Source organism: Kribbella sp. NPDC023855 (assembly GCF_040639475.1).
Taxonomy (GTDB): Bacteria; Actinomycetota; Actinomycetes; order Propionibacteriales; family Kribbellaceae; genus Kribbella.
Genome location: NZ_JBFAAA010000008.1, coordinates 50166 through 71818 on the forward strand (window position 1 = coordinate 50166; position 21653 = coordinate 71818).

A 21653-nucleotide genomic window follows, 5' to 3' on the forward strand; every position below is an offset into this window, starting at 1 on the left:
GCCCAGGCTCTCACCCACACCCGGGAGCCCTCCACTTGGCCATAAGGTCGAAATTATGGCCTTCTAGGTGGTCGCGGGGTCGCCGTCGATGGCCTTGGCGAGTTGTGGGACCAGTTGGTTGATGACGATGGGGAGGCTGAGGACGGAGACGAAGCTGGTGGCGCCGTACAGGTCGTTGTTGTAGTCCTCCTCGATGAAGATGTCCCGGCCCTGCTTGCGGACGTTCAGAGCCTTGTAGCCCTTGTCTTCCTTGAGTTTCGCGGTGCCGCCCTTCGACGGGAACCAGACGATCGCCTGCTGGTCCAGCAGGGCCGCCTTCTCGGTGCTGATGTTGGCGCCGAACTTGCCCCCGATCGCCTTGTCCAGCTCGGCCGGCAGGGTGAAGCCGAGGTCGGTCAGCACCCGCGACCGCGGGTCCTGCCGGCCGTAGATGAAGTAGCCCTCGTACGGCGAGGCCATCAGCGCGGTCTTGCCCTTGAACTCGGGGTGCTCGGCGCGGACCTTCTCGAACCGGCCCTCGATCCCCTTCACCAACTCCTCGGCCTCCTTGGACTTGCCCACCGCCTGGCCGACCGTCCTGGTCACGTCCTGCCAGGACACGCTGTAGTCCGGCGGACCGGGCAGCTGCGCGACCGTCGGGGCCAGCGCGCTCAGCTTCTGGTAGTCCTCGGCGGTGATTCCGGCGTACAGGCCGATGATCAGGTCGGGGCGCAGCGCGGCGATCTTCTCGAACTGGATGCCGTCCTTGTCCTTGAGCACCTGCGGCAGCGCGCCGTCGCCGAGCTTCGCCTTGGCCCACGGGAACAGTGCTCCCGGCTTGTCACCGAACCACTCGGTGGTGGCGACCGGCGTCACGCCGAGGGCCAGCAGCGCGTCCTGCTCGACCAGGCCGACCACGACGATCCGCTGCGGCGCGGACTTGATCTCGGCGGTGCCGAACTTGTTCTTGATCGAGACCGGGAAGGCACCGGCTTCGGCGCTGGTCTGCGGCTGAGCGGCCGAGTCCTTCTCGGCACTTCCACCGCAGGCGGTGAGCGCGAGCAAGGGCAGAGCGACCAGCAGCGCGAGCGGCCGGAGGATGGAGCGCATGGCGGAACCTCACAGTCCTTTATTAGGTTGTCCTCACCTAACCTAGACCGGGGTTCGCGGGAGCTCAGGTCCGCCGGTACTTCGGGATCGAGTCGTCCTGCTTGAGCTTGCCGGCCGCCGCCTGGATCTGCGCGGACCAGTCGTTCCGCTCGAGCCGCCCGGACAGGAAGGCCCCGGTCGCCTCCGCGGCCACCTTGCCGAGCTCGGGGTACCAGTCCGCGAAGTACCAGGTGATCGCCTGGTCCCCGGCAGCCGTCAGGAGGTCCCGCGCCGACCGGAGCGCAGTACTGAGCTCAAGTCCATCAGCCGCTCCCCGTACTACGGTCAGTTGGTTGCTCTCGGCGGTCACCTGAGCCGCCACGTCCTTGGACAGCATGGCTCGGACGTACTCGAAGCCGCCCGGCTTGTTCGCGGCCTTCTCCGGCACCAGCAGTGGCGCGGAGGGCGCCACATGCAGGCCACGCGGCAGTGCCGGCGACGCGTCCAGCGGCGGCAAGCCGAACATGGTCAGCCCGAAACCGGCCGGGATGACCGCCTTCATCTCGTTCTCCAGCCAGTTGCCGCACGGCAGCAGCCCGGCCTTGAAGGTCAGCAGCCGGCTCTGCGAGCCGAGATGATCCAGCTGCGAACTGCCCTTCGCGATCAGCCCGCGCTTGACCAGCTCCCCGAAGGCGGCGATCGCCTCGGTGACCGACTTGTCGAGCCAGGCGCCGTCGTCCAGGTTGTCGATCCGCTTGAGCACGTCGTGCCCGCCGGTCTTCGCGGCCAGGGTCAGGATCGCTTCCAGCGCGTAGTACGGGTGCTTGCCCGCGTAGGTGATGGGGCCGAGCTTGGCCTTTTTCATTTCGTTGCCCAAGGCCAACAGTTCGGGCCAGGTGCGGGGCACGTCCCAGCTGTGCTTCTGGAACAGCTGCGTGGAGTACCAGAAACCGTAGACCGTGGTGATGTAGTTGATCGCGCGCAGCGTGCCCTCGTACCGCCCGGCCTCGAGCATGCCGGGGAGCAGGACGTCCTTCGCGGCGACGCTCTTGTTGTCCCACGACGGCGCGCTGAGCACGGCCTTCAGATCCGCGAGCTGGCCTTCCTTGACCAGCCGGCCGATCGGGAGCGCCCGGTCGCCGGAGTTGAACACGACGTCGGGCGGGGTGCCGGCCGAGAACCGCGGCTGCAGCACGTCCCGGAGTTTCTTGCTGACCGGGGCGGTGACGGTCGCATGCGGATACTTCCGCCGGTACGCCGGTGCGCCGTACCCGCCGAACTCCTCACCCACCGCCACCTCGAGCGCCGCCTCACCCGAGACCTTGAACGGGTTGCCCGGGTCGGGCTTGACCGGCGGCCGGCTGCTCCCGGAAGAACAACCAGTCAGCGCGGCACCGGCGAGCGCGCTCTGCAGGATCGTCCTACGTTTCAGCATTTCGGCAGAGTAGTACGTCCGCGATCGCACCGGGGCAAAGAAAAAGCCGACCGCCCCGGAAAGGGACGGTCGGCGGGGAGGGCTACTTGAGCGTTGCGCCGGTCAGGCCCGCTTGGACCTGGCGGTAGAAGATCAGGTAGACGACCACGACCGGGACCATGGCGATGGTCAGGGCCGCGAACAGCGTGCCCCAGTCGTTCTCGTAGCGCTGGCTGCCCAGCAGGGTGGCGATGCCCTGGGAGAGAACCGGCTTCTCCGGCGACAGGAAGGCCGGGAGGACGAACTGGTTGAACTGCCCGAGCACGTTGAAGATGCCGACGCTGATCAGGCCGGGCTTGGCCATCGGCAGCATCACCCGGAAGAACGTGGTCGTGTGCGACGCGCCGTCCACCAGCGCGGCCTCGGCGATCGAGGTCGGCAGGGTGCGGAAGAACGCGTGCATGAAGAACACCGTGAACGGCAGCGAGTAGGCGATGTAGACCAGGATCAGGCCCTGGTACGTCGACACCATCCCGAAGCCCTTGACCACGAAGAACAGCGGCACGATCGCCAGGAAGGTCGGGAACATCATCCCGGCGGCGAACAGGTAGTAGATGAACCGGTTGCCGGGGAACTCGTAGCGGGCCAGCACGTACGCCACCATCGAGCCGAACAGCATGGTGCCGAAGACACCGCCGGTCACCACCACGAGACTGTTCATCAGGTAGTCGCCGACGCCCTTGTCCCAGGCCTTGGCGAAGTTGTCGAACAGCAGTTCCTTCGGCAGCGCCCACGGGTTGTCGCCGAAGATCTCACCGGTGCTCTTCAGCGAGGCGATCAGGGCCCAGACGAAAGGCACGACCACCAGGATGCTCCAGGCGATCAGCACCGTGTGGGAGAAGACGTTCACCGGGCTGAAGGCCCGGTCCTTGGCGCCCACCGGCTGGAGCTTCGGCGCAGGTTCTGAGCGGGTGCCCTCGACGTCGATCTGTAGTGTCATCTCAGGCCCCTCAGTATTCGATCCGGTCGCGCCGGGTGGCCCGGAGCATCACTGTGGCGATGAGCAGGGTCAGGAAGAACAGCACGACGCCCATCGCGGAGGCGTAGCCGGCCCGGCCGTACTGGAAGCCGTTGTCCGCGATCTGCAGCCCCATCACCTGGGTGGCGTTGTCCGGTCCACCTGGTCCGGCGGTCATCACCGCGACCAGTGCGTAGGCGTCCAGCGCCAGGATGGCCAGGTACACCCAGGCCGTCTGGATGGTGTCCCACAGCAGCGGTAGCGTGATCCGGTAGAACGTCGCGAACCGGCCCGCGCCGTCGATGATCGCGGCCTCGAAGATGTCCTTCGGGATCCCCGACATGGCCGCGTTGAACAGCACCAGGTAGAAGCCGACGCTGCCCCAGATCATCACCCACATCACGCAGTACAAGGCGATGTCCGGACTGGCCAGGTACTGCGAGGTGCCGATCCCGAGCTTCTTGGTCACGGTGTTGGCCAGACCGTTGTCGGTCGACGTCATCACCACCGACCAGATCACCGCGATCACCGGGACCGACAGGACCTGGGGCATGAAGAACGCCAGCTTGTAGAAACCGTTGCCCCGGACACCCTGGACCCCGGCGCTGTTCGACCGGCCGCCGACGTTCAGCAGGTAGGCGAAGACCAGCGCGAGGAAGATGGTGATCAGTGGTACACCGATCAGCAGGATGACGTTGTGTCCGAGCGCCTGCCGGAACACGGTGTCGCGGGCCAGCGTCTGGAAGTTCTCCAGCCCGACGAACTCGAACTTCGGCGAAATGCCGGTCCAGTCGGTCAGCGAGTAGTAGAACGCCTGGACGAACGGCGAGATCACGAAGATCGCATACAACGCCAGGGGAATCACGAGGAAACTCGCGACGAACCGATAGCTGCCGTGCCGCATCTCTCTCCTTACAACAGCGCAGGGGGCGGAGGATCAACTCAGCCGTAAATCGCATCCGCCCCCGCACAGCTCACATGGGCAACGGACTCAGCTACGAGACTGCTTGACGGTCTTCGGGTCCTTGGCCGTGTCGTCGGCGATCTTCTGGGCACGGTTGCAGAACTCGTCGGCCGTGATGCGGGCGGCAGCAAGCTCTCCCCACACGCTACGGATCGGCTTGTCCATCGTCGAGTACCAGGCGGCGAAGTACGTCGTCCAGTTGTTCTCGCCGCCGGACTTCAGCAGCGCGCTCGCGGACGAGGCACCCGGGCTGAGCTTGAGGCCCTCACCGGCGCCCTTGACCACGGTCGGGGAACCGGTCAGCTCGGTGAACTTGCCGGCCGCCTCCTTCGACAGCATGATCCGCAGGTACTCCAGGCCGCCGGCCTGGTTCTTCGCCTTCGCCGGGACGATGAAGGGCTCGCCGGCGGCGATCTGGGTGCAGTCGACCGGCAGCTTCGAGCCGTCCAGCAGCGGGGTGAAGGCCGCGGTGGTCTCGAAGTCCTTCGGAGCAACCGGCTTCTGCTCGTTCTCCAGCCAGGAGCCGGACGGGATGAACGCGGCCTTGCCCTGGTTCCAGGCGGTCTGGGACTGGATGTGGTCCAGGCCCTCCGTGCCCTGCATGAAGTAGCCCTTGCGCTTGATCTCCAGGATCGCCTCGGCGGCGGCCTTCACCGACGGGTGCTTCCACGCGTTCGGCTCGAGCTCGTCGATCGCCTTGATGACGTCGTGGCCACCGTGCTTGACGGCCATGTCCATCATCACCTGGCCGATGTAGTACGGGTGCTTGCCCTGGTGGGCCATCGGCGCGATGCCGGTCTTCTTGATCTTCTCGCACAGGTCGAGGAACTCCTGCCAGGTCTTGGCGGGCTCCCAGCCGTTCTTGGCGAACAGCGGCTTGTTGTACCAGATCGCGTAGACGGTCAGCACGTAGTTGAGCAGCAACGGCTTGCCGCTCAGCTGGGCGGCCTCGAGCGTGATCGGCTCGACCGAGTCGCGGACCTTCTTGTTCGCGTCGTCGATCGAGGCGGCGTCGAACAGCTGGGTCAGGTCGGTGAGCTGACCGGTGGTGGCCAGCGTCGAGGTCGGCAGCGCCGAGGCACCGGAGTTGTCGATCACGTCCGGCGGGTTGCCGCCGTTGAAGCGCGGCTGCAGCTGCGGGGTGATGTCGGTGATACCGGCGTGCTTGATCGTCGACTCGGCGAACTTCTTCTTGTACAGCTCCTCGTGGGCCTTGGCGTAGTCGTCGCCGTAACCGCCCTTGAAGATCACCACGTCCAGCGGATCGGCCTTCTTCACGCCGAACGGGTTGTCCGCCGTCTTCTCGGCGCCACCGCCACCGGCGTCGTCGTCGCCACCACCGCTCGCGCAGGCCGAGAGCAGCGTCGCGCCGCCGGAGGCCATCAGGGTGCCGACCGCCGCGCGCTGCAGGAACAGCCGCCGCGACAGGTTGTTGGGAGTGCTCATGGGTCCCGCCTTCCGAGAGTGTTTCAAGCAGTACGCCGGATCCGGCCGGCGTACTGTGCTTCAAGGGCGTGGTTGTGGTCGTCGCCGCCCGGGATGTTCGCGGACAGGTAGACCGGTGGCTTGTCGCCGGCCTCGGTCAGCCGGCGCAGAACCTCCGCGACCAGCATCTGCGCGATCAGCGCGGCAGTGATGGACGACACGGCGCAGACCTTGCCACCAGTAGGCAGATCGAGCACGGAGTCGCCGTACGGAGCATGGTTGTCGAGCACCACGTCGGCGAAGTCGATCAACTTCTTGCCGGACGGGTGCCGCGAGTCCACCCCGCTGGTGTGCTGCAGCGAGGTGATCGCGATCAGGGGGTGACCCTTCTCCTTCACCACCGAGGCGAGCTCGACGATCGAGCCGTTCACGCCGGAGTTGGAAGCGATCACGAACAGGTCGCCCGGTCGGGCCGCGGACAGTTCGTAGAGCTTGCGGGAGTACGACGGATCGCGCTCGAGCTCGCCACCACGCAGCAGCTCGACCGGTTCACCGCCGAGCAGGACGAGGTCGCGCAGGGCGATCCGGTTGGTGGCGATCAGGCCACCCGCGCGGCCGGCGATCTCCATCGCCAGCGCCTCGGAGTGCCCGGAGCCGAAGGCCTGGATGACGCCGTTGGCGCGCAACGAGGTGGCGACCAGGTCGGCGGCCTGCTGGATCGGCCCGTCGATCTGCGCGGTCACCGCGGCCATGATCGGAGTGAGCGCATGAACATAGGCCTGCGCGCTCACAGCGGCTCCGTCGCCGTTGCCGGCCTGGTCGCTGCCGTCTGCCGTGCTGGCCATCAGCGGCCCCACCCCTCGACTAAATTGATCGCCGCGACACTCCTGGTGCCGACAAGTGCGCAAGTTTGCGGTTTGCTGGACAGAACTTTTCTCACCTGACAGCTAAAGTCAAGGCTCATCTCACTCTTCTTCCCAGATCGGGACCGTTGCGTGACCTTGTCCATTATTGTTCACGACTAGACCCTTTCGAGCAGTTTGGAGCATTGCTTATGTCGGTCGAACGCCCACTCGCGCAACCAAAGGAATCAGTGGTCTTGATGCCAGCATCCACACTGGTCCTGGGCGGCGACCTCGGCGGCACCTCCACCCGGATCGTGATCGCGGACCATGAGGGCAACGTAATCGGTCGCGGCGCCGCGGCGGGCGGAAATCCGACCAGCCACCCGGCCAGCGCCGCGGCCAACTTCGGACAGGCTATTCACCAGGCGCTGCAAGGTCTCGATCCCGCGCTGGTGAGAACCGCGGTGATCGGCGCGGCGGGCGGATCGGCGCTGTCCAACCCGGGCGTCCGGGCCCAGTTCGACGCGGCCTGGAGCGGCGCCGGCCTGGTCTGCGAGGCCGACTACATCGGCGATCTCGAGGTCGCCTTCGCCTCCGGTACGCCGGAAGCCGACGGCACCGTGCTGATCGCGGGCACCGGATCGGCCGCGGGGCTGGTCCGCGACCACCGGCTGACCCGGACCGCCGACGGGCACGGCTGGCTGCTCGGGGACGACGGCTCCGGCTTCTGGCTCGGCCGGGAGGCAATGCGCAGCCTGCTGCGCGCTCTCGATCTCGGCGAGCCGATCGGGCTCCTCGGCGAGGCCGTAGTACAGGCAGTACTACCGGACCGTGATCCGGGGGCTGTCGCGCAGCGTGAAGGCTATGACCGGCTCCGTGACGACCTGATCCGGACCGTGAACGCGCGTCCGCCGGTCCTGCTGGCCGAGTTGGCCCGGGTGGTCGTGGCGGCGTACGACCAGAATGACAAGACCGCCCATGCCTTGGTGAAACGCGCAGCCGAACTGCTCACAGAGACGGTCAGCCGGCTCAGGACAACGTCGGACAACGGCCCGATGGTGCTCGCCGGCAGTGTTGCGGGTGAATCCTCGCCGGTCGGCAAACTGCTGCGGCAAAGCATTCACGAGCACTTCGACGGCGAGGTCCTGACCGCCCGGGACGGCGTGGGCGGAGCGACCTGGCTGGCACTGGGCGTCCTCGACCCGGCGCTCGCCACCCGCTCCAACCACGCCCGCCTGGTCAGCTGACCATCACCGAACGTGACCGGACCGCCCCCACTCACAAAGCTTCACTGATCGGCACTCGGCCAGCTGTGGGCCGGCCTGCTCCCCCGGGAAAGCGCCCGGTTTGTGAGTGGGGGCGGTCTGCTAGGTCGCGACCGGGCGGAGTTCTACGGCGTAGTACTGGGCTTCGGGGATCCGGGCGGCGATCTCCTCGGCTCGCTCGGGGCTGTCGACGTCGACGATGAAGACGCCGGCCAGCTGCTCCTTCGCTTCGGAGTACGGGCCGTCGGTGGTGGCCCGGACGCCGTCGCGGACGCGGACCACCTTGGTCTGGTGCGGCGCGGCCAGCGGTTCGGCCGCCACCAGCTCGCCGCGCTCGGCCAGCTCCGTGAGCAACTTGTCCAGCTGCGCCGCCAGCATCTCCCGGGCCGACTTGGGCAGTTTCCTGCCCTCCTCGGTGTGCAGGAAGGACGGATGTCCCCAGGTCACCGGGTTGCTGTGGATCAAGAGCAGGTACTTCATGGTCGTTCCTCTCCGTCGAAGGGATCTTCGCAGCAGAGGTCGGAGGGCCGCCGGTCCGCTCGACATTTCGCCGTTTTCCGGAGTGGGCGCCGACCTTCCTACAGTGATCGTCATGAACGAGACCGAGTTGCTGCTGGCCGACGGACGCACGCTGCACGTCTACGACACCGGCCGCGGCGACCTTCCTGTCTGGTGGTCGCACGGCACCCCCAATCTCGGCGCACCACCCGAGCCGCTGCTCGAGACCTCGGAACGGCTGGGGCTGCGCTGGTTCTCGTTCGACCGGCCCGGGTACGGCGGATCGACGCCGGCGCCCGGTCGCACGATGGCATCGACGGCCCACGACCTCGCGCAGGTCGCCAACTCCCTCGGGATCGACCGGTTCACAGCAGTCGGGTACTCCGGCGGCGGGTGCTACGCGCTCGGCGGAGCCGCCACCCTCGGCGATCGGGTGCAGGCCGTCCTCACACTGGCCGCGATCGCGCCGTACGACGTGGACGGGCTGGACTGGTTCGGCGGGATGCTCCCGTCGGGGGTGACGTCCTTGCGGGCGGCGCTCGGCGGTCGCGCGGTCAAGGAGGCGCACGAGGCCTCGGGGATCGAGTACGACCCGGAGTTCACGCGGGCTGACCTGGCGATGTTCGACGGCCCGTGGTCGTGGCTCGGGTCGGTCGCGTCGCGCGGGCTGGAAGCGGGGCCGTACGGGCTGATCGACGACGACATCTCCTACGTGACCCCCTGGGGCTGCGATCCGGGCACCATCACGGCGCCGGTCCTGCTGCTGCACGGCGAGCAGGACCGGATCATTCCGAGCACCCACGGATTCTGGCTGGCGGACCACTGCCCGACCGCCGAGCTGAGGCTCTTTGCCAAGGACAGCCACATCTCGGTACTGGCTCACGCCGCCGACGGACTGGAGTGGCTTCGCGGCAAACTCTGACCGCATGCGGGTGCCGGTTTCTGGGTACGCGCATGCGATGAGGCCAGCTGGAGATACCACCGAACTGGTGGCCGGGCGTTATCGGCTGGGCGATCCCCTGGGTCGCGGCGGAATGGGGGAGGTCTATCGCGCCACGGACGAAGTACTGGGTCGTGAGGTCGCGATCAAACTGCTGCTGCCGACCCGGGAGGGTCTTGCGGCCACCCAGCGGTTCCAGCGGGAGGCTCGAGCGGCTGCCATGCTCTGCGATCCGCAGGTCGTGGCGACCTACGACTTCGGCCAGCATGGTGATGGCTTCTATCTCGCGATGGAGCTGGTCGAGGGCCGGACGCTCAGCGAGGAGCTGAGGAGCAACGGGCCGATGGAGCCCGAGCGTGCCCTCAGCATCGTGCGGCAGGTGGCGGCCGGTCTGGCGGATGCGCATCGGCACGGGCTGGTCCATCGCGACATCAAGCCGGGCAACCTGCTGCTCACCGCCGACGACCGGGTGAAGATCGCCGACTTCGGCATCGTGCGGATCCTCGGCGACACGACGACGACACTGACCGCGACCGGGCAGATCGTCGGAACCAGTCACTACCTCGCCCCCGAGCGCGCTCGCGGCGAACCGGCCGGGGCGGCGTCGGACGTGTATGCCCTCGGCTGCGTGCTCTACCAGTTGGTGACCGGCCATCCGCCGTTCATGGCCGACGATCCGGCCTCGATCATGTACCAGCACGTCGAGACCATGCCGACTCCACCGAGCGAGCTGCGGCCTCAGCTCGCCGGAGAGTTCGAGGCGTTGCTGTTCTGGATGCTGGCCAAGGATCCCGCCGACCGCCCGACGGCCGCGGAAGTCACGGCCGGCGCCACCCCACCGGCCATCGCCCGGACCCAACCCTTGCCGGTCCTGCCGGTCCTGCCGGTCCTGCCGGTCCGTCACCGCCCCTCGCGCAACCGGCTCGTCGCCGCGGCGGCTGTCCTCCTGATTGCGCTGGTCGCCACCGTGAGCGTCGTGCTCGACGCGCGGTCGGACAAGCTGCCTGCCACGACTGAGTTCAAACCCCCGGTGGTATCGGTCCCCAACACTTCGGCACCGCCGCCGGCTCCGGCGCGGAAGGCCAGCACGACTCCCCAAACCTCCAAGCCGACCTCGACCCCGACCCGCGCCAAGTCCGCGGACGCCGGCGCCCTGGCCAAGCCCGATGAGAAGGCCGGGGAGAAGGCCAAGGAGCAGAAGGAACAGAAGGCCCAGGAGCAGGAGAAGGACGGCAAAGGCAAGGGCAAGCAGGAGAAGTCCGGCCGCAAGGACTGACCGCTCCGCTTCAGACCACCAGTATTCCAAGCAAAGGCTTGACATCTGATTCTGGCCGGGTCATATTCCAAGCATGTCTTTGGAATCTTCGGACGATGCGCGGCGGCGGCGGTTGCTGGATGATCCGTTGGCGATCCGGGCGATGGCGCATCCGGTGCGGCTGGAGCTGCAGACGCTGCTGGGCAAGGAAGGCCCGCTGACTGCGGCAGAGGCGGCGCGGCGGTTGGGGATCAGCCAGGCGTTGGCCTCACATCACCTGCGGCAGCTGGCGAAGTACGACTTCGTGGAGGCCGTGGCCGGCAAGGACAACCGGGAACGGCCCTGGCGACTGGTCTCCACCTCGCAGTCGTGGCGCGATCTCGAGCTGAATCCGGAAGCAGCCGCGGCAGCCGACGTACTGGAGCAGCTGTTGGCCGAGCGGGCGCTGGGCAACCTTGCCGACTGGCAGCAGCGACGGAGCAGCGAGGACCGCGTCTGGCGGGAGAACTCGGGCATCGCGCGTACCGGCATATACCTGACCGGCGAGGAGCTGGCCGAGCTCGAGGCACAGATCGACGCCCTGCTCATGCGGTACGTCGACGAGCGGCCGATCGACGACAAGTCCACCCGGCCGCCGGGAAGCCGGCTGGTCGACATCACCCGCATCGTCACCGTGTCACCCGCCGAGGAGGCTCAACCATGAGGACTCTGTGGGAGGTGCTCGCTCGGCAACGCGACTACCGGCTGGTGCTGAGCGCCGGTCTGGTGTCGCTGACCGGCGACTGGATCCTGCGAACCGGGCTGGCGTTCCAGGTCTATCTGATGACCGGATCGACCCTGGCGTCCGGCGGGCTGCTGCTCGCGTCGTTCCTTCCGCTGGTGCTGCTCGGTTCGCTGGCCGGGGTGTTCGTCGACCGCTGGGACCGGCGACGGACGATGATCATCACGAACGCCCTGCACGCCTTGGGATTGCTGCCCCTGTTGCTGGTCCGCGACGAGAACCAGCTCTGGGTGATCTACCTGGTCATCTTGGTACAAGGTTGCCTTCAGCAATTTTTCCGGCCGGCCGAGCAGTCGCTGGTCCCGCTGCTGGTCGAGCCGCGGCAACTCGTCACCGCCAACTCGCTGAACAGCCAGACCAACGACATCGCCCGTCTGGTCGGCGCCGCTCTTGGCGGAGTGCTGGCGGCAGCGGGTGGACTTCCCCTGCTGGCGTTGGCGGATGCTGCCACTTACCTCGTGGCGATGGGGCTCCTGCTCGCCGTACGGCATCGGCCGGGGCGGGTGATCGTGGAACGCGTGCGCGGTGTGCGGGCCGCAGTACAGGGGTTGCGGGACGAGTGGGTCGAGGGGATCCGGATCTGCGTGGGTGGCCCGGCGATGCGGCTGGTGTTCGTGTTCGGGTTGGTGACCGGTGTCGGTGAAGGTGCGATGAGCACCTTGTTCGCGCCGTTCGTGTCCGCGGAACTGGGCGGCGACGGTACGGCGTACGGGCTGATCACCTCGTCGCAGGCGGTCGGCGGGATCGCGGGCGGGCTGATCGCGGCGGCGGCCGGGTCGCGGTTCTCGGCGGCGAAACTGTGGGGGTTCGGGGCGGTCGCGTTCGGGCTGATCGACCTGGTGATGTTCCTGTATCCCTTGTTCTGGGACGGTTTGGCGCCGGCCTTCGTCTGCATGATCGCGGTCGGCATCCCCGGGGCGTTCCTGACCGCCGGGCTGATGACCGTGATCCAGCGGCTCACCGACGACGCGTCCCGCGGCCGGGTCTTCGGCGCGCTGTTCGCGGCCGAAGGGGCCGCCCTGCTGGTCGGCATCGCCGCCGCGGGACTGCTCGGCGACGTCGTCGGAATCATCCCGGTGCTGGTGGTCCAGGGGCTCGGCTTCTTCGTCGGCGGCCTGGTCGTCCTTCGCCGCCTCGACATCCTGACCCCTGACACGAGTCGGTCCGAGGTCGCGGTCTAGTCGGCCGGCGCCGGCTCGCCCGCGGTGACGAGGTGGACGCGGACCCGGGAGACGCGGCGGCCGTCCATCTCGGTGACGGTGATCTGGTAGCCGTCGACCGCGCCTTCGTCACCGACCGATGGGACCCTGCCGAGCTGGGCGGCGAGGAAACCGGCCACTGTCTCGTACGGGCCGTCCGGCAACTCGACCCCGGTCTCGTCGGCGAAGTCGTCCAGGTTGAGCAGGCCGTCCACCTCGATGTCGCCACTGCGCAACCGGGTGGTCTCGGCCGACTCCTCGTCGTACTCGTCCTTGATGTCGCCGATCAGCTCCTCGACCAGGTCCTCGAGCGTGACGATGCCCGCCGTACCGCCGTACTCGTCCAGCACGATCGCCAGGTGCGTGCTCCGCCGGCGCATCTCGGTCAGCGTCGGCAGCAGCTTGGCCGTGTCCGGCAGCATCAGGACGTCGCGGGCGAGATCGCCGACCCGGACCGACCGGGTCGCGACCGCCGGGTCGAAGAGGTCGCGGACGTGCACGAACCCGACGATGTCGTCGGCCGAACCGTTCATCACCGGGTAGCGCGAGTGCGGCCGCTCCGCGGCGAACTTCACCGCCTTGTACGCCGGCATCTCCGCGTCGACGAAGTCCACCTCGGTGCGGGGCAGCATCAGTTCGCGGAGCTGGCGGCCGCCGGCCTCGAACACGTCGTCGACGATCCGGCGTTCCTCCTCACCGAGCGACTCGTGCGCGGAGACGATCTCGCGCAGCTCCTCGTCCGACATCACCTCACGGTTCGCGTTCGGGTCGCCACCGAGCGCGCGGACGACCAGGTCGGTCGACCTGGACAGCAGCCAGATCACCGGCCGGGCCACCGACGCGATCCGGTCGACCAGCGGGGCCAGGCCGAGCGCGAACAGCTCGGCCCGCTGCAGGGCGAGCCGCTTGGCCGCGAGCTCGCCGAGCACGATCGAGACGTAGGAGATGGCGATGGTGATCAGCACCAGGGCCGCCGTGCTGGCGACCGACTCCGGCAGGCCGAGGTCCTCCAGGTGCGGCGCCAGCCCGTCGGCGAGTGTCGCGCCACCGAAGGCTGCGGACAGGAAGCCCATCAGGGTCACGCCGATCTGCACGGCGGACAGGAAGCGGTTCGGGTTCGCGGCCACCCGGGCGACGGTTTCGCCGCGCTTGCCGCGCTGGGAGATCGACTTGAGCTGGCTGTCCCGCAGGGAGACCAGCGCCATCTCGGCCGCGGCGAAGACGCCACCGATCAGGACGAAGACGAAGATCAGGACGATGTTGAGCAGGGTCTCGTTCATGGCAGGGGAGTTCCTAGCGCCCTCTCCGTGTGGTCAGGGGAGGGCGCGATGGTAGGGCGACGTCCATCGATCCAGCCTACCGGTGGGTGGTGCACCGATGCATGTTTGAATATGTTGGTTTACGATGGTTGTTGGCTAGGTCTGTTTCACGAGCGCCGATTCCCGGCGCTATCCCGGAAGGTCGGACGATGAACGCCACCCCTCGCGGTGCCCGCCGGACGGACACCACCCTGTCCGACGGCCGGCAACTGATCTACTACGACCCGGCCGACGCGCCGGTCCGGGTGCCGCTGGAAGACACCCGCGGCCTGCCCGCACCCAAGCCGCAGGCCGAGTTCCGGACCGACCCGCTGACCGGTGACGTGATCACCTACGCCACCCACCGCAACACCCGCACCTACCTGCCGCCGGCCGACCAGTGCCCCCTGGACGCCAGCAAGCCGGGCAAGCCGACCGAGATCCCGGACCACGACTACAACGTCGCCGTCTTCGAGAACCGGTTCCCGTCCTTCTCCGGACCCGGACGCTGCGAGGTGGTCTGCTTCACCAGCGACCACACCAAGTCCTTCACCGAACTCTCCCAGGGTCAGGCCCGGCTGGTCGTCGAGGCCTGGGCCGACCGGTCCGCGGAACTGAGCGCCCGGCCGGACGTCGAGTACGTCTTCGCGTTCGAGAACCGTGGTCGCGAGATCGGCGTGACGCTGAGCCACCCGCACGGCCAGATCTACGCGTACCCGTTCCTGCCGCCGCGGATCAAGACGCTGATGGCGCGCGCCCGGGAGTACCAGGAAGTTGCCGGGAGCAACCTCTTCGCCGACACCCTGGCCGCCGAGCGCGAGGACGGCCGCCGGATCGTGGCGGAGAACGACACCTGGACCGCATTCGTACCCCAGGCCGCGCGCTGGCCGGTCGAGGTGCACCTCTACCCGCATCGCCAGGTCGCCGGCATCTCCGACCTGACCGGCCAGGAACGGGACGACTTCACCGAGCTGTACCTCGACGTACTGAACCGCTTCGACGGACAGTACGACGACGACCTGCCCTACATCGCCGCCTGGCACCCGGCGCCGGTCCGGGTCGACCGGGAGCTCGGCTACCTGCACCTGGAGCTGTTGTCGATCCGGCGGGCCAAGGACAAGATCAAGTACCTCGCGGGGTCGGAGTCCGGCATGGGCGCCTTCATCTCCGACACGCTGCCCGAGCTCGTTGCCGAGACACTGCGGAAGGTTGGTTCGTGAGCAAGTTCGTGGAGGTCTTCGGCGCCGAACCCGACGGGGTCTGGCGCGCACCCGGCCGGGTCAACCTGATCGGCGAGCACACCGACTACAACGACGGCCTGGTGCTGCCGATCGCGCTGCCGAACCAGATCACCATCAGCGGCTCGGCCCGCACCGACGGCGTGATCGCGGTGGCCACGGCCGGCCAGGACGGGATCATCTCGTTCGACCTCGACTCGCTGAGCCCTGGCTCGGTCGGCGACTGGGCGGCGTACCCGGCGGGTGCGGCGTGGGTGCTGCGCCAGGCGCAGTACGAGATCGGCGGCGCGAACCTGCTGGTCGAATCGGACCTGCCGTCCGGAGCCGGGCTCTCCTCGTCGGCCGCGTTGCTGTGCGCAACAGCCGTTGCCCTGTTGGGATTGCGCGACATCGAGGTCGACCCGGCCGAGGTGGCGCGCCTGGTGCAACGCGCCGAGAACCAGTACGTCGGTGCGCCGGTCGGCCTGATGGATCAGATGGCGTCGATGTGCTGCACCGCCGGACACGCCCTGTACTTCGACATCCGGGCGATGACCACCGACCAGATCCCCTTCGACCCGGCGGCCGACGGTTTGGCCTTGCTGGTGGTCGATGTGAAGGCACCCCATCGGCACGTCGACGGCGAGTACGCGGCCCGGCGCCAGTCCTGCGAACAGGCCGCGGCCGAACTCGGCGTACCGGCTCTGCGTTCGATCGCCTTCGAGGATCTCGACGACGCGTTGTCCCCGCTCTCCGACGACGTCGTACGCCGCCGCGTCCGCCACGTCGTCACCGAGATCCGCCGGGTGGAAGAAGCAGTCGCCCTCATGCGCGCCGGCCGCCTCCGCGACGTAGGCCCTCTCTTCACCGCCTCCCACGCCTCCCTCCGCGACGACTTCGAGATCACCGTCCCCGAACTGGACGTAGCCGTCGACACCGCCCTGGCAGCAGGAGCCCTAGGCGCCCGCATGACCGGCGGCGGCTTCGGCGGCTGCATCATCGCCCTCGTCGACGCCGCAACCACCACCACAGTCCTCACCGCCATCGAGAAGGCCTTTGCCGAAAACTCCTTCTCCACACCTACAGCCCTGGACGCCACCCCCTCCCCCGGCGCCTCCCGTATCTCCTGAGCTAGCCGGAGGCCGGCGCGGCCGGTCTCCTCAGACGTCCTGCTGGGCCTTCAGTTCGCGGCGGATGGTGGGGGCGAAGGCCAGCGTGGCGGTTAGTTGGAGGAGGCCCATGACGACGTACGGGGTTTTCAGGTTGGTTTGGTGGGCCAGGAGGCCGGCGGAGACTGCGCCTAGTGGGGCTGCGCAGAAGGCGACCATGCGGTAGACGGAGGTGACTCGGCCTAGCAGGGCGGGTGGGACCAGGCGTTGGCGGAGGGTGATGGTGATGACGTTCCACCAGGTGCCGGCCAGGCCGAGGATGGTGGTGGCGATGGCGACTACGGCCAGAGTGCTGACGATGCCGAAGGTGACGATGGCCAGGCTGGAGATGACCATCGACGCGAGGAGGCTGGCGAAGATCGGGAGTCGCTTCGAGAAGCGCGGAGCCAGTAACGCGCCCAGTACGCCGCCGATGGCGTAGATCGCGACCAGCCAGCCGAAGCCCGCTTCCGGGAGGCGTAGTACCTCGAGGACGTAGAGGACGAGGATCGCCACGATGCCCGCGCCCACCGCGTTGACAACGAGCAGGAGTAGGCAGAGCGAGCGCAGGAGTTTGTGCCGCCAGAGGTAGGTCAGGCCCTCCTTGAGCTCGCGGCCGAGGTGGCGGTCAGTAGCGCGTTCGCGGGGTGGGGAGGCGTGCCGGATCGAGAAGATCAGGATCGCGGCGACGGCGAAGGTGATGGCGTCGATCAGGATCGGCAGGCCGTGGTCGAGTACGAACAGCGCCGCGCCCACCGGCGGGCCGATCAGATTGGCCAGCACGAGCAGGGAGATCTGCTGGTAGCTGTTGGCCCGTTCGAGGGATTCGCCGGCGACGAGATCCGGGATGATGACGGACGAGGCATTGTCGAAGAACGGCGCGAGCAGACCGAGGGCGAATCCGGCGACCAGCAGGATCGGGATGTTCGCCAGGTCCAGCAGGATCAGTACTGCGAGCGCTCCCGCCACGACAGCGCGCACGGAATCCACGATCCACATCGTGGAAGTGCGTCGCCAGCGGTCGACCATCACGCCGGAGACGAGTCCGAGCAGCAACCAGCCGGCTCCGGCGACCGCTTCACTGAGCGAGATGATCCGCGGGTCGCGGGTGAAGGATGCGGCCAGCAACGGGAGTGCTCCGAAGGTGATGCCGCTCCCGACGAACGAAACCGCCCCCGCGACCCACACCACCCAGAACTGCCGGCCCAGCGGCGTCGCCGGCTGCCGAGTAGCGCTGGTGGTCACTGGGTGATCGTCACTGGGCGACGGTCATTGAGCAATGGTCAGAGCACAGCCGGTCTCCTGCAGCGCCTTCTTGGCTTGCGGGGTGATGCCGGGATCGGTGATGACCAGGTCCAGGTCCGACCAGGTGGCGAAGGTGCTGAGGCCGACCGTGCCCCACTTGGTGTGATCGGCGAGCAGGATGACCTCGCGGCTGGCGGCGATGAAGGACCGGTTGGTTTCGGCTTCCATCAGGTTCGGCGTACTGAGGCCGTGCTCCGCGTCCACCCCGTGCGCGCCCAGGAACAGCGTGTCGAGGTGCAGTGACTGCAGGGCGGCGGTCGCGATCGGCCCGACCAGCGCGTCGGACGGGGTCCGGATACCGCCGATCAGTACGACGGTGCGGTCGGACCGGCCGTTGCCGTGGAACACGTCCGCGATCCGGGCCGAGTTCGTCACCACGGTGAGGTTCTCCACCCGGAGCAGTTGCCGGGCGAGCGCGTACGTCGTCGTACCGGCGCCGATGCCGATCGCGCTGTCCGGCTGGACCCGGCGGGCCGCCTCGATCGCGATCGCCTGCTTGGCAGCCGACTCCTGGGTGAGCTTGGCGTCGAACCCCGGCTCGTGCGCGCTGCGCAGCCCGACCGAGGTCGCGCCGCCGTGCACCTTGTGCAGCAGCCCGCTGGAGTCCAGCGCGTCCAGGTCGCGCCGGATCGTCATGTCGGACACGCCGAAGCGCTCGACCAGCTCGGCCACCGTGATCGCACCCCGGCTGTTGACCTCGGCAACGATCGTGGCCTGGCGCTGGGCGGCGAGCTGACCGCCCCGGCCACGGGACGGTTCGGTGGGTCCGGCTGCGTTCACAGCGACAGCCTAAGGTCTGGGCCGCCCGATCGCGGCGGGATTGCGGCGGCGGGTGTGCCGCGACGCGCGAGCGGCCGAAATGGCGTTGCCGCCGCGGGGTCCGCCTTGTCAGGCTGGCGCCATGCGATTCCCCGAGGACGTCCCCACCCTGACCGACAGCGTCGTCACGCTGCGTGCGCACACGGCTGCGGACATCCAGCCGGCGTACGACGTCTGCCAGGACCCCGAGATGCAGCGCTGGACGACGGTCCCGGTGCCCTACGAGTGGCAGCACGCGGAGCAGTACCTGACCGAGTTCATCCCGGCCGGCTGGCGCGAGGGCAACTCCTGGGCCTGGGCGATCGAGTACGACGGGCGCTACGCGGGCACCATCGACCTGCGTCCGCAGGAGGGCAACGTGGGCGAGGTCGGCTTCGCGGTGGCACCGTGGGCCCGGGGCAACGGGGTGATGACGCGAGCGCTGCGCCTGGCCGTGAAGTACGCCTTCGAGCAGGGCTGGGACCGAGTGACCTGGCGCGCGTACGTCGGCAACTGGGGCTCCCGCCGGGTCGCCTGGAAGTGCGGCTTCCGGAATCTGGTCACGATTCCAGCCGGCGGCGTCGCCCGGGGTGTCCGCAAGGACGAGTGGGTCGCCTCGATTGCCCGTGACGACGAACCGGAGCCGCAGGGCAACTGGTGGAAGGTGCCGGTGATCGAGACCGATCGGGTGCGGTTGCGGCCGTTGCGCGGTACCGATGCCAAGCGGGTCGCCGAGGCCTGCAGCGACGAACGGACCCAGAAGTGGCTGGCCGGTCTCCCGAATCCCTACCAGCTGGAGGATGCGGAGGGCTTCATCGAGGGTCGGCTGGAGCTGCTGGCGAGCGGTGAGGCGGTGTCCTGGGCGATCGCCGACCCCGAGACCGACGAGCTGCTCGGCAACGTGAGCGTGTTCGACCTGAAGAACCGGATCGACAAGACGATGGCCGAGGTCGGCTACTGGGCGCACCCCGAGGCGCGCGGCCGTGGGGTGATGTCGGCGGCCGTGCGGAGCGCGATCGGCCACGCGTTCACACCGGTCGAGGACGGCGGGCTGGGCCGGCGCCGGCTGGTGCTCTTCGCTGCCGAGGGCAACACCGCCTCCCAGCGGGTTGCCGAGGTCAACGGATTCACCCGGACCGGGCGCCAGCGCGCCGCCAGCCCCGGGCGGGACGGCGAGTTCCGCGACCTGCACTGCTTCGACCTGCTGGCCACCGACCAGCGGCCGCCGATGTCACCGGGAAAGTCACCGCGAACGCCCTGAAAAGCCGTCCGGAGGGACGAATCGGCGGCTTGTTGATGACAGCCGACACTTCTTCCTCTCGCCGTGGAACGTTCTGACTGGTTGAATCAACGAGTGAGAGATCGTGAGGAACTCGTCCGCCGTTGGCAGGCCGGGTGGTCTGTATCGCGGGGCTGGACCACAGTCGAGGATGACAACGACGGGATCCTGACCGTCCGCGCGGGTGAGGAGAACCGCGCGATGGAGTACGTCGTGCTGGACGCGGACGACAAACCCGAGCGCGTCGAGCGCGCGGCCGAGCTGGCCAGGGCCGCGGGTGGCGGCCGGGGGTCCGGCTGGGTCACGCTCGCGACCGACGACCGGGAGGCGCGGATCGACCAGCTCGAGGATCTCGGGCTGGAGGTGCAGCGCGACCAGGACTGGCTGATGACGATCCAGCTGTCCGAGCAGCCTGCCCTGAAGCTGAACGAGCGGTACGCGCTGCACACCGAGCTCGAGTCCGACCTGATCGTCACCCGGGCGACGCTGCACGGCGGGGTGGTCTCCAGCGGCCGGATGGCGGTGGTCGGCGAGGACGCCGTCGCCGACCGGATCGAGACCGACCCGGCCCACCGGCGGCGCGGGCTGGGCAGCGCGGTGATGGCGTCGCTGGTCGAGACGGCCGCGGCCCAGGGCGCCAAACGCGGCATCCTGATCGCCTCGATCGACGGCCTCCGCCTCTACCGCAGCCTCGGCTGGAAGGTCGTCGCCGACATCGTCATCGCCCGCACCTGACCCGCCGCCCCCGCTGACCCGTCACCCGCACGTTCCCGGTGGCGGGTGGTAAGAGGTTTGTCAAAGCGGGGGTGAGGTTTGTCGCGAAGGGTCGTGGGCGGGGGCGAGATCCGCTAGCGTCCGTCGGGCAAGTCACTGGGGATCACGGGGATCGACGGATGACGACGAGAGGCTCGCAAGCTCCATGAACGACGCACCACAGGATCCCTTCCAGCAGTACGAACCAGTACCACCCCGGTCCCACGGCCGCCGCAGGAAGCAGCGCGGTGGCGTGGCCGGCCCCATCCTCGGCGCGTTGACGGTGCTCGCCCTACTGGCCGGCGCCGGCTGGTACATCAGCCGCGACGACACGAAGACGACGAGCCAGGACAAGCCGCTGACGACCGTGGAGACGACCGATCCGGTCACTCCGCAGGACGACGCCACACCGTTGGTCACACCGACCCCGAAGCCGGCCAAGACGCCGTCGGCCACGCCGTCCAAGACGCCGTCGAAGAAGCCCAAGGCGACCCCGACGCCGACGCGGTCGACAACCGCGCCGAGCCGCAACGGCACCCGCTCGCCTGCTCCGACGCCGTCGAAGAAGCCGACACCAAGCCCGACTCGCACCACCACCCCGACGCCGACCCCGAAGAAGTCGACGAAGCCGCCGGCACCCAGTGGTGGAGCTGAGGCGCAGGTCCTGCAGTTGACCAACAACGAGCGCAGCAAGGCCGGCTGTGGTCCGCTGCGCACCAACAGCGCGCTGACCCGCGCCGCCGACCTGCACGCGTCGGACATGGTCGCGCAGCACTACTTCGACCACACCAGCCTGGACGGCCGGTCGCCGTTCGACCGGATGAAGGCCGCCGGCTTCACGGGCGGCGCGATGGCCGAGAACATCGCCGTCGGCTACAAGAGCGCGGCCGCCGTGGTGGAGGGCTGGATGAACAGCGAGGGCCACCGCAAGAACATCCTGAACTGCGACTACACGATGATCGGCATCGGCTACGACGCCGGCCAGGTGAAGCCCGACTGGGGCAACGGCAGCTGGGTGCAGAACTTCGGCGGCTGACCCGCCGAAATGCCCCGAATCTCAGGGATTCGTTAAGACGCTTCAAACGCCCGTAACGGTGACCTCGCGATTCGGTTAAGGTCACTGATCGGCAACCAGGGGGGCCTGGCACCGCCGGGGGGACAACGCACCACGGGGAACGACGGA

20 protein-coding genes are annotated in these 21653 nt (G+C 68.3%); 10 read left to right on the plus strand and 10 right to left on the minus strand.

Translation table 11 applies throughout. From position 1 onward, the window contains the following. Positions 1–63 precede the first annotated feature (63 nt). From AB0F51_RS25855 to AB0F51_RS25880, 6 genes are all read right to left on the minus strand, one after another. Positions 64–1089, minus strand: a complete 1026-nt coding sequence (locus tag AB0F51_RS25855) for an iron-siderophore ABC transporter substrate-binding protein (RefSeq protein ID WP_360284161.1) — start codon at positions 1087–1089, stop codon at positions 64–66. 64 nt (positions 1090–1153) lie between these two features. Next, entirely contained in the window at positions 1154–2503 is a 1350-nt protein-coding gene (ngcE, locus tag AB0F51_RS25860; RefSeq protein WP_360284162.1) for an N-acetylglucosamine/diacetylchitobiose ABC transporter substrate-binding protein, read from the minus strand. An 82-nt stretch (positions 2504–2585) separates the two neighbouring features. Next, positions 2586–3482 carry a carbohydrate ABC transporter permease gene (locus tag AB0F51_RS25865; RefSeq protein WP_360284163.1) on the minus strand — a complete coding sequence of 299 codons (897 nt, stop codon included), beginning with the start codon at positions 3480–3482 and terminating at the stop codon, positions 2586–2588. A 10-nt stretch (positions 3483–3492) separates the two neighbouring features. After that, on the minus strand, positions 3493–4404 hold the full coding sequence (locus AB0F51_RS25870) for a sugar ABC transporter permease (protein WP_360284164.1): 912 nt from the start codon (positions 4402–4404) through the stop codon (positions 3493–3495). 87 nt (positions 4405–4491) lie between these two features. Then, positions 4492–5910, minus strand: a complete 1419-nt coding sequence (ngcE, locus tag AB0F51_RS25875; RefSeq protein ID WP_360284165.1) for an N-acetylglucosamine/diacetylchitobiose ABC transporter substrate-binding protein — start codon at positions 5908–5910, stop codon at positions 4492–4494. Between the two features lie 23 nt (positions 5911–5933). Beyond that, a complete protein-coding gene (locus AB0F51_RS25880) occupies positions 5934–6734 on the minus strand; it encodes an SIS domain-containing protein (protein ID WP_360284166.1) in 801 nt (266 codons plus the stop codon). A 257-nt stretch (positions 6735–6991) separates the two neighbouring features. On the opposite strand from AB0F51_RS25880, the gene AB0F51_RS25885 reads away from it, so the two are divergent. Next, entirely contained in the window at positions 6992–7981 is a 990-nt protein-coding gene (locus tag AB0F51_RS25885) for a BadF/BadG/BcrA/BcrD ATPase family protein (RefSeq protein ID WP_360284167.1), read from the plus strand. A 120-nt stretch (positions 7982–8101) separates the two neighbouring features. Here AB0F51_RS25885 and AB0F51_RS25890 read toward each other — a convergent pair whose 3' ends face one another. After that, the gene (locus tag AB0F51_RS25890; protein WP_360284168.1) at positions 8102–8479 is read right to left on the minus strand and encodes a YciI family protein; all 378 of its coding nucleotides are present in this window, start codon (positions 8477–8479) and stop codon (positions 8102–8104) included. A 112-nt stretch (positions 8480–8591) separates the two neighbouring features. Between AB0F51_RS25890 and AB0F51_RS25895 the strand changes: the two genes are divergently transcribed. From AB0F51_RS25895 to AB0F51_RS25910, 4 genes are all read left to right on the plus strand, one after another. Further along, the gene (locus AB0F51_RS25895) at positions 8592–9419 is read left to right on the plus strand and encodes an alpha/beta hydrolase (protein WP_360284169.1); all 828 of its coding nucleotides are present in this window, start codon (positions 8592–8594) and stop codon (positions 9417–9419) included. Positions 9420–9486: 67 nt separating this feature from the next. Beyond that, positions 9487–10713, plus strand: coding sequence for a serine/threonine-protein kinase (locus AB0F51_RS25900; RefSeq protein ID WP_360284170.1), 1227 nt, complete (start codon positions 9487–9489; stop codon positions 10711–10713). Positions 10714–10786: 73 nt separating this feature from the next. After that, positions 10787–11395: a helix-turn-helix domain-containing protein gene (locus AB0F51_RS25905; protein WP_360284171.1), complete on the plus strand. Its 609-nt coding sequence runs from the start codon at positions 10787–10789 to the stop codon at positions 11393–11395. Next, complete coding sequence (locus AB0F51_RS25910) at positions 11392–12654, plus strand: MFS transporter (protein ID WP_360284172.1); 1263 nt, start codon at positions 11392–11394, stop codon at positions 12652–12654. The genes AB0F51_RS25905 and AB0F51_RS25910 overlap by 4 nt, the downstream gene beginning before the upstream one ends. On the opposite strand, the gene AB0F51_RS25915 is transcribed toward AB0F51_RS25910, so the two are convergent. Further along, positions 12651–13952, minus strand: coding sequence for a hemolysin family protein (locus AB0F51_RS25915; RefSeq protein WP_360284173.1), 1302 nt, complete (start codon positions 13950–13952; stop codon positions 12651–12653). The genes AB0F51_RS25910 and AB0F51_RS25915 overlap by 4 nt on opposite strands. A 188-nt stretch (positions 13953–14140) precedes the next feature. Here AB0F51_RS25915 and galT point away from each other — a divergent pair, with 188 nt between their 5' ends. Together galT and galK are read left to right on the plus strand one after the other, a co-directional pair. Beyond that, entirely contained in the window at positions 14141–15190 is a 1050-nt protein-coding gene (gene galT / locus AB0F51_RS25920; protein ID WP_360284174.1) for a galactose-1-phosphate uridylyltransferase, read from the plus strand. Next, the gene (gene galK / locus AB0F51_RS25925; protein WP_360284175.1) at positions 15187–16317 is read left to right on the plus strand and encodes a galactokinase; all 1131 of its coding nucleotides are present in this window, start codon (positions 15187–15189) and stop codon (positions 16315–16317) included. The genes galT and galK overlap by 4 nt, the downstream gene beginning before the upstream one ends. A gap of 30 nt (positions 16318–16347) precedes the next feature. Here the strand turns inward: galK and AB0F51_RS25930 are convergent, their stop codons facing one another. Both AB0F51_RS25930 and AB0F51_RS25935 read right to left on the minus strand, forming a co-directional pair. Continuing rightward, the gene (locus AB0F51_RS25930; protein WP_360284176.1) at positions 16348–17580 is read right to left on the minus strand and encodes an MFS transporter; all 1233 of its coding nucleotides are present in this window, start codon (positions 17578–17580) and stop codon (positions 16348–16350) included. 24 nt (positions 17581–17604) lie between these two features. Then, positions 17605–18420, minus strand: a complete 816-nt coding sequence (locus AB0F51_RS25935) for a DeoR/GlpR family DNA-binding transcription regulator (protein WP_360284177.1) — start codon at positions 18418–18420, stop codon at positions 17605–17607. Positions 18421–18541: 121 nt separating this feature from the next. On the opposite strand from AB0F51_RS25935, the gene AB0F51_RS25940 reads away from it, so the two are divergent. The 3 genes from AB0F51_RS25940 to AB0F51_RS25950 all read left to right on the plus strand — a co-directional run bounded on the left by AB0F51_RS25940 (position 18542) and on the right by AB0F51_RS25950 (position 21506). Next, positions 18542–19699, plus strand: a complete 1158-nt coding sequence (locus AB0F51_RS25940) for a GNAT family N-acetyltransferase (RefSeq protein WP_360284178.1) — start codon at positions 18542–18544, stop codon at positions 19697–19699. A gap of 93 nt (positions 19700–19792) precedes the next feature. Continuing rightward, positions 19793–20452, plus strand: a complete 660-nt coding sequence (locus tag AB0F51_RS25945; protein ID WP_360284179.1) for a GNAT family N-acetyltransferase — start codon at positions 19793–19795, stop codon at positions 20450–20452. Between the two features lie 184 nt (positions 20453–20636). Further along, positions 20637–21506: a CAP domain-containing protein gene (locus tag AB0F51_RS25950; protein WP_360284180.1), complete on the plus strand. Its 870-nt coding sequence runs from the start codon at positions 20637–20639 to the stop codon at positions 21504–21506. Positions 21507–21653 lie beyond the last annotated feature (147 nt).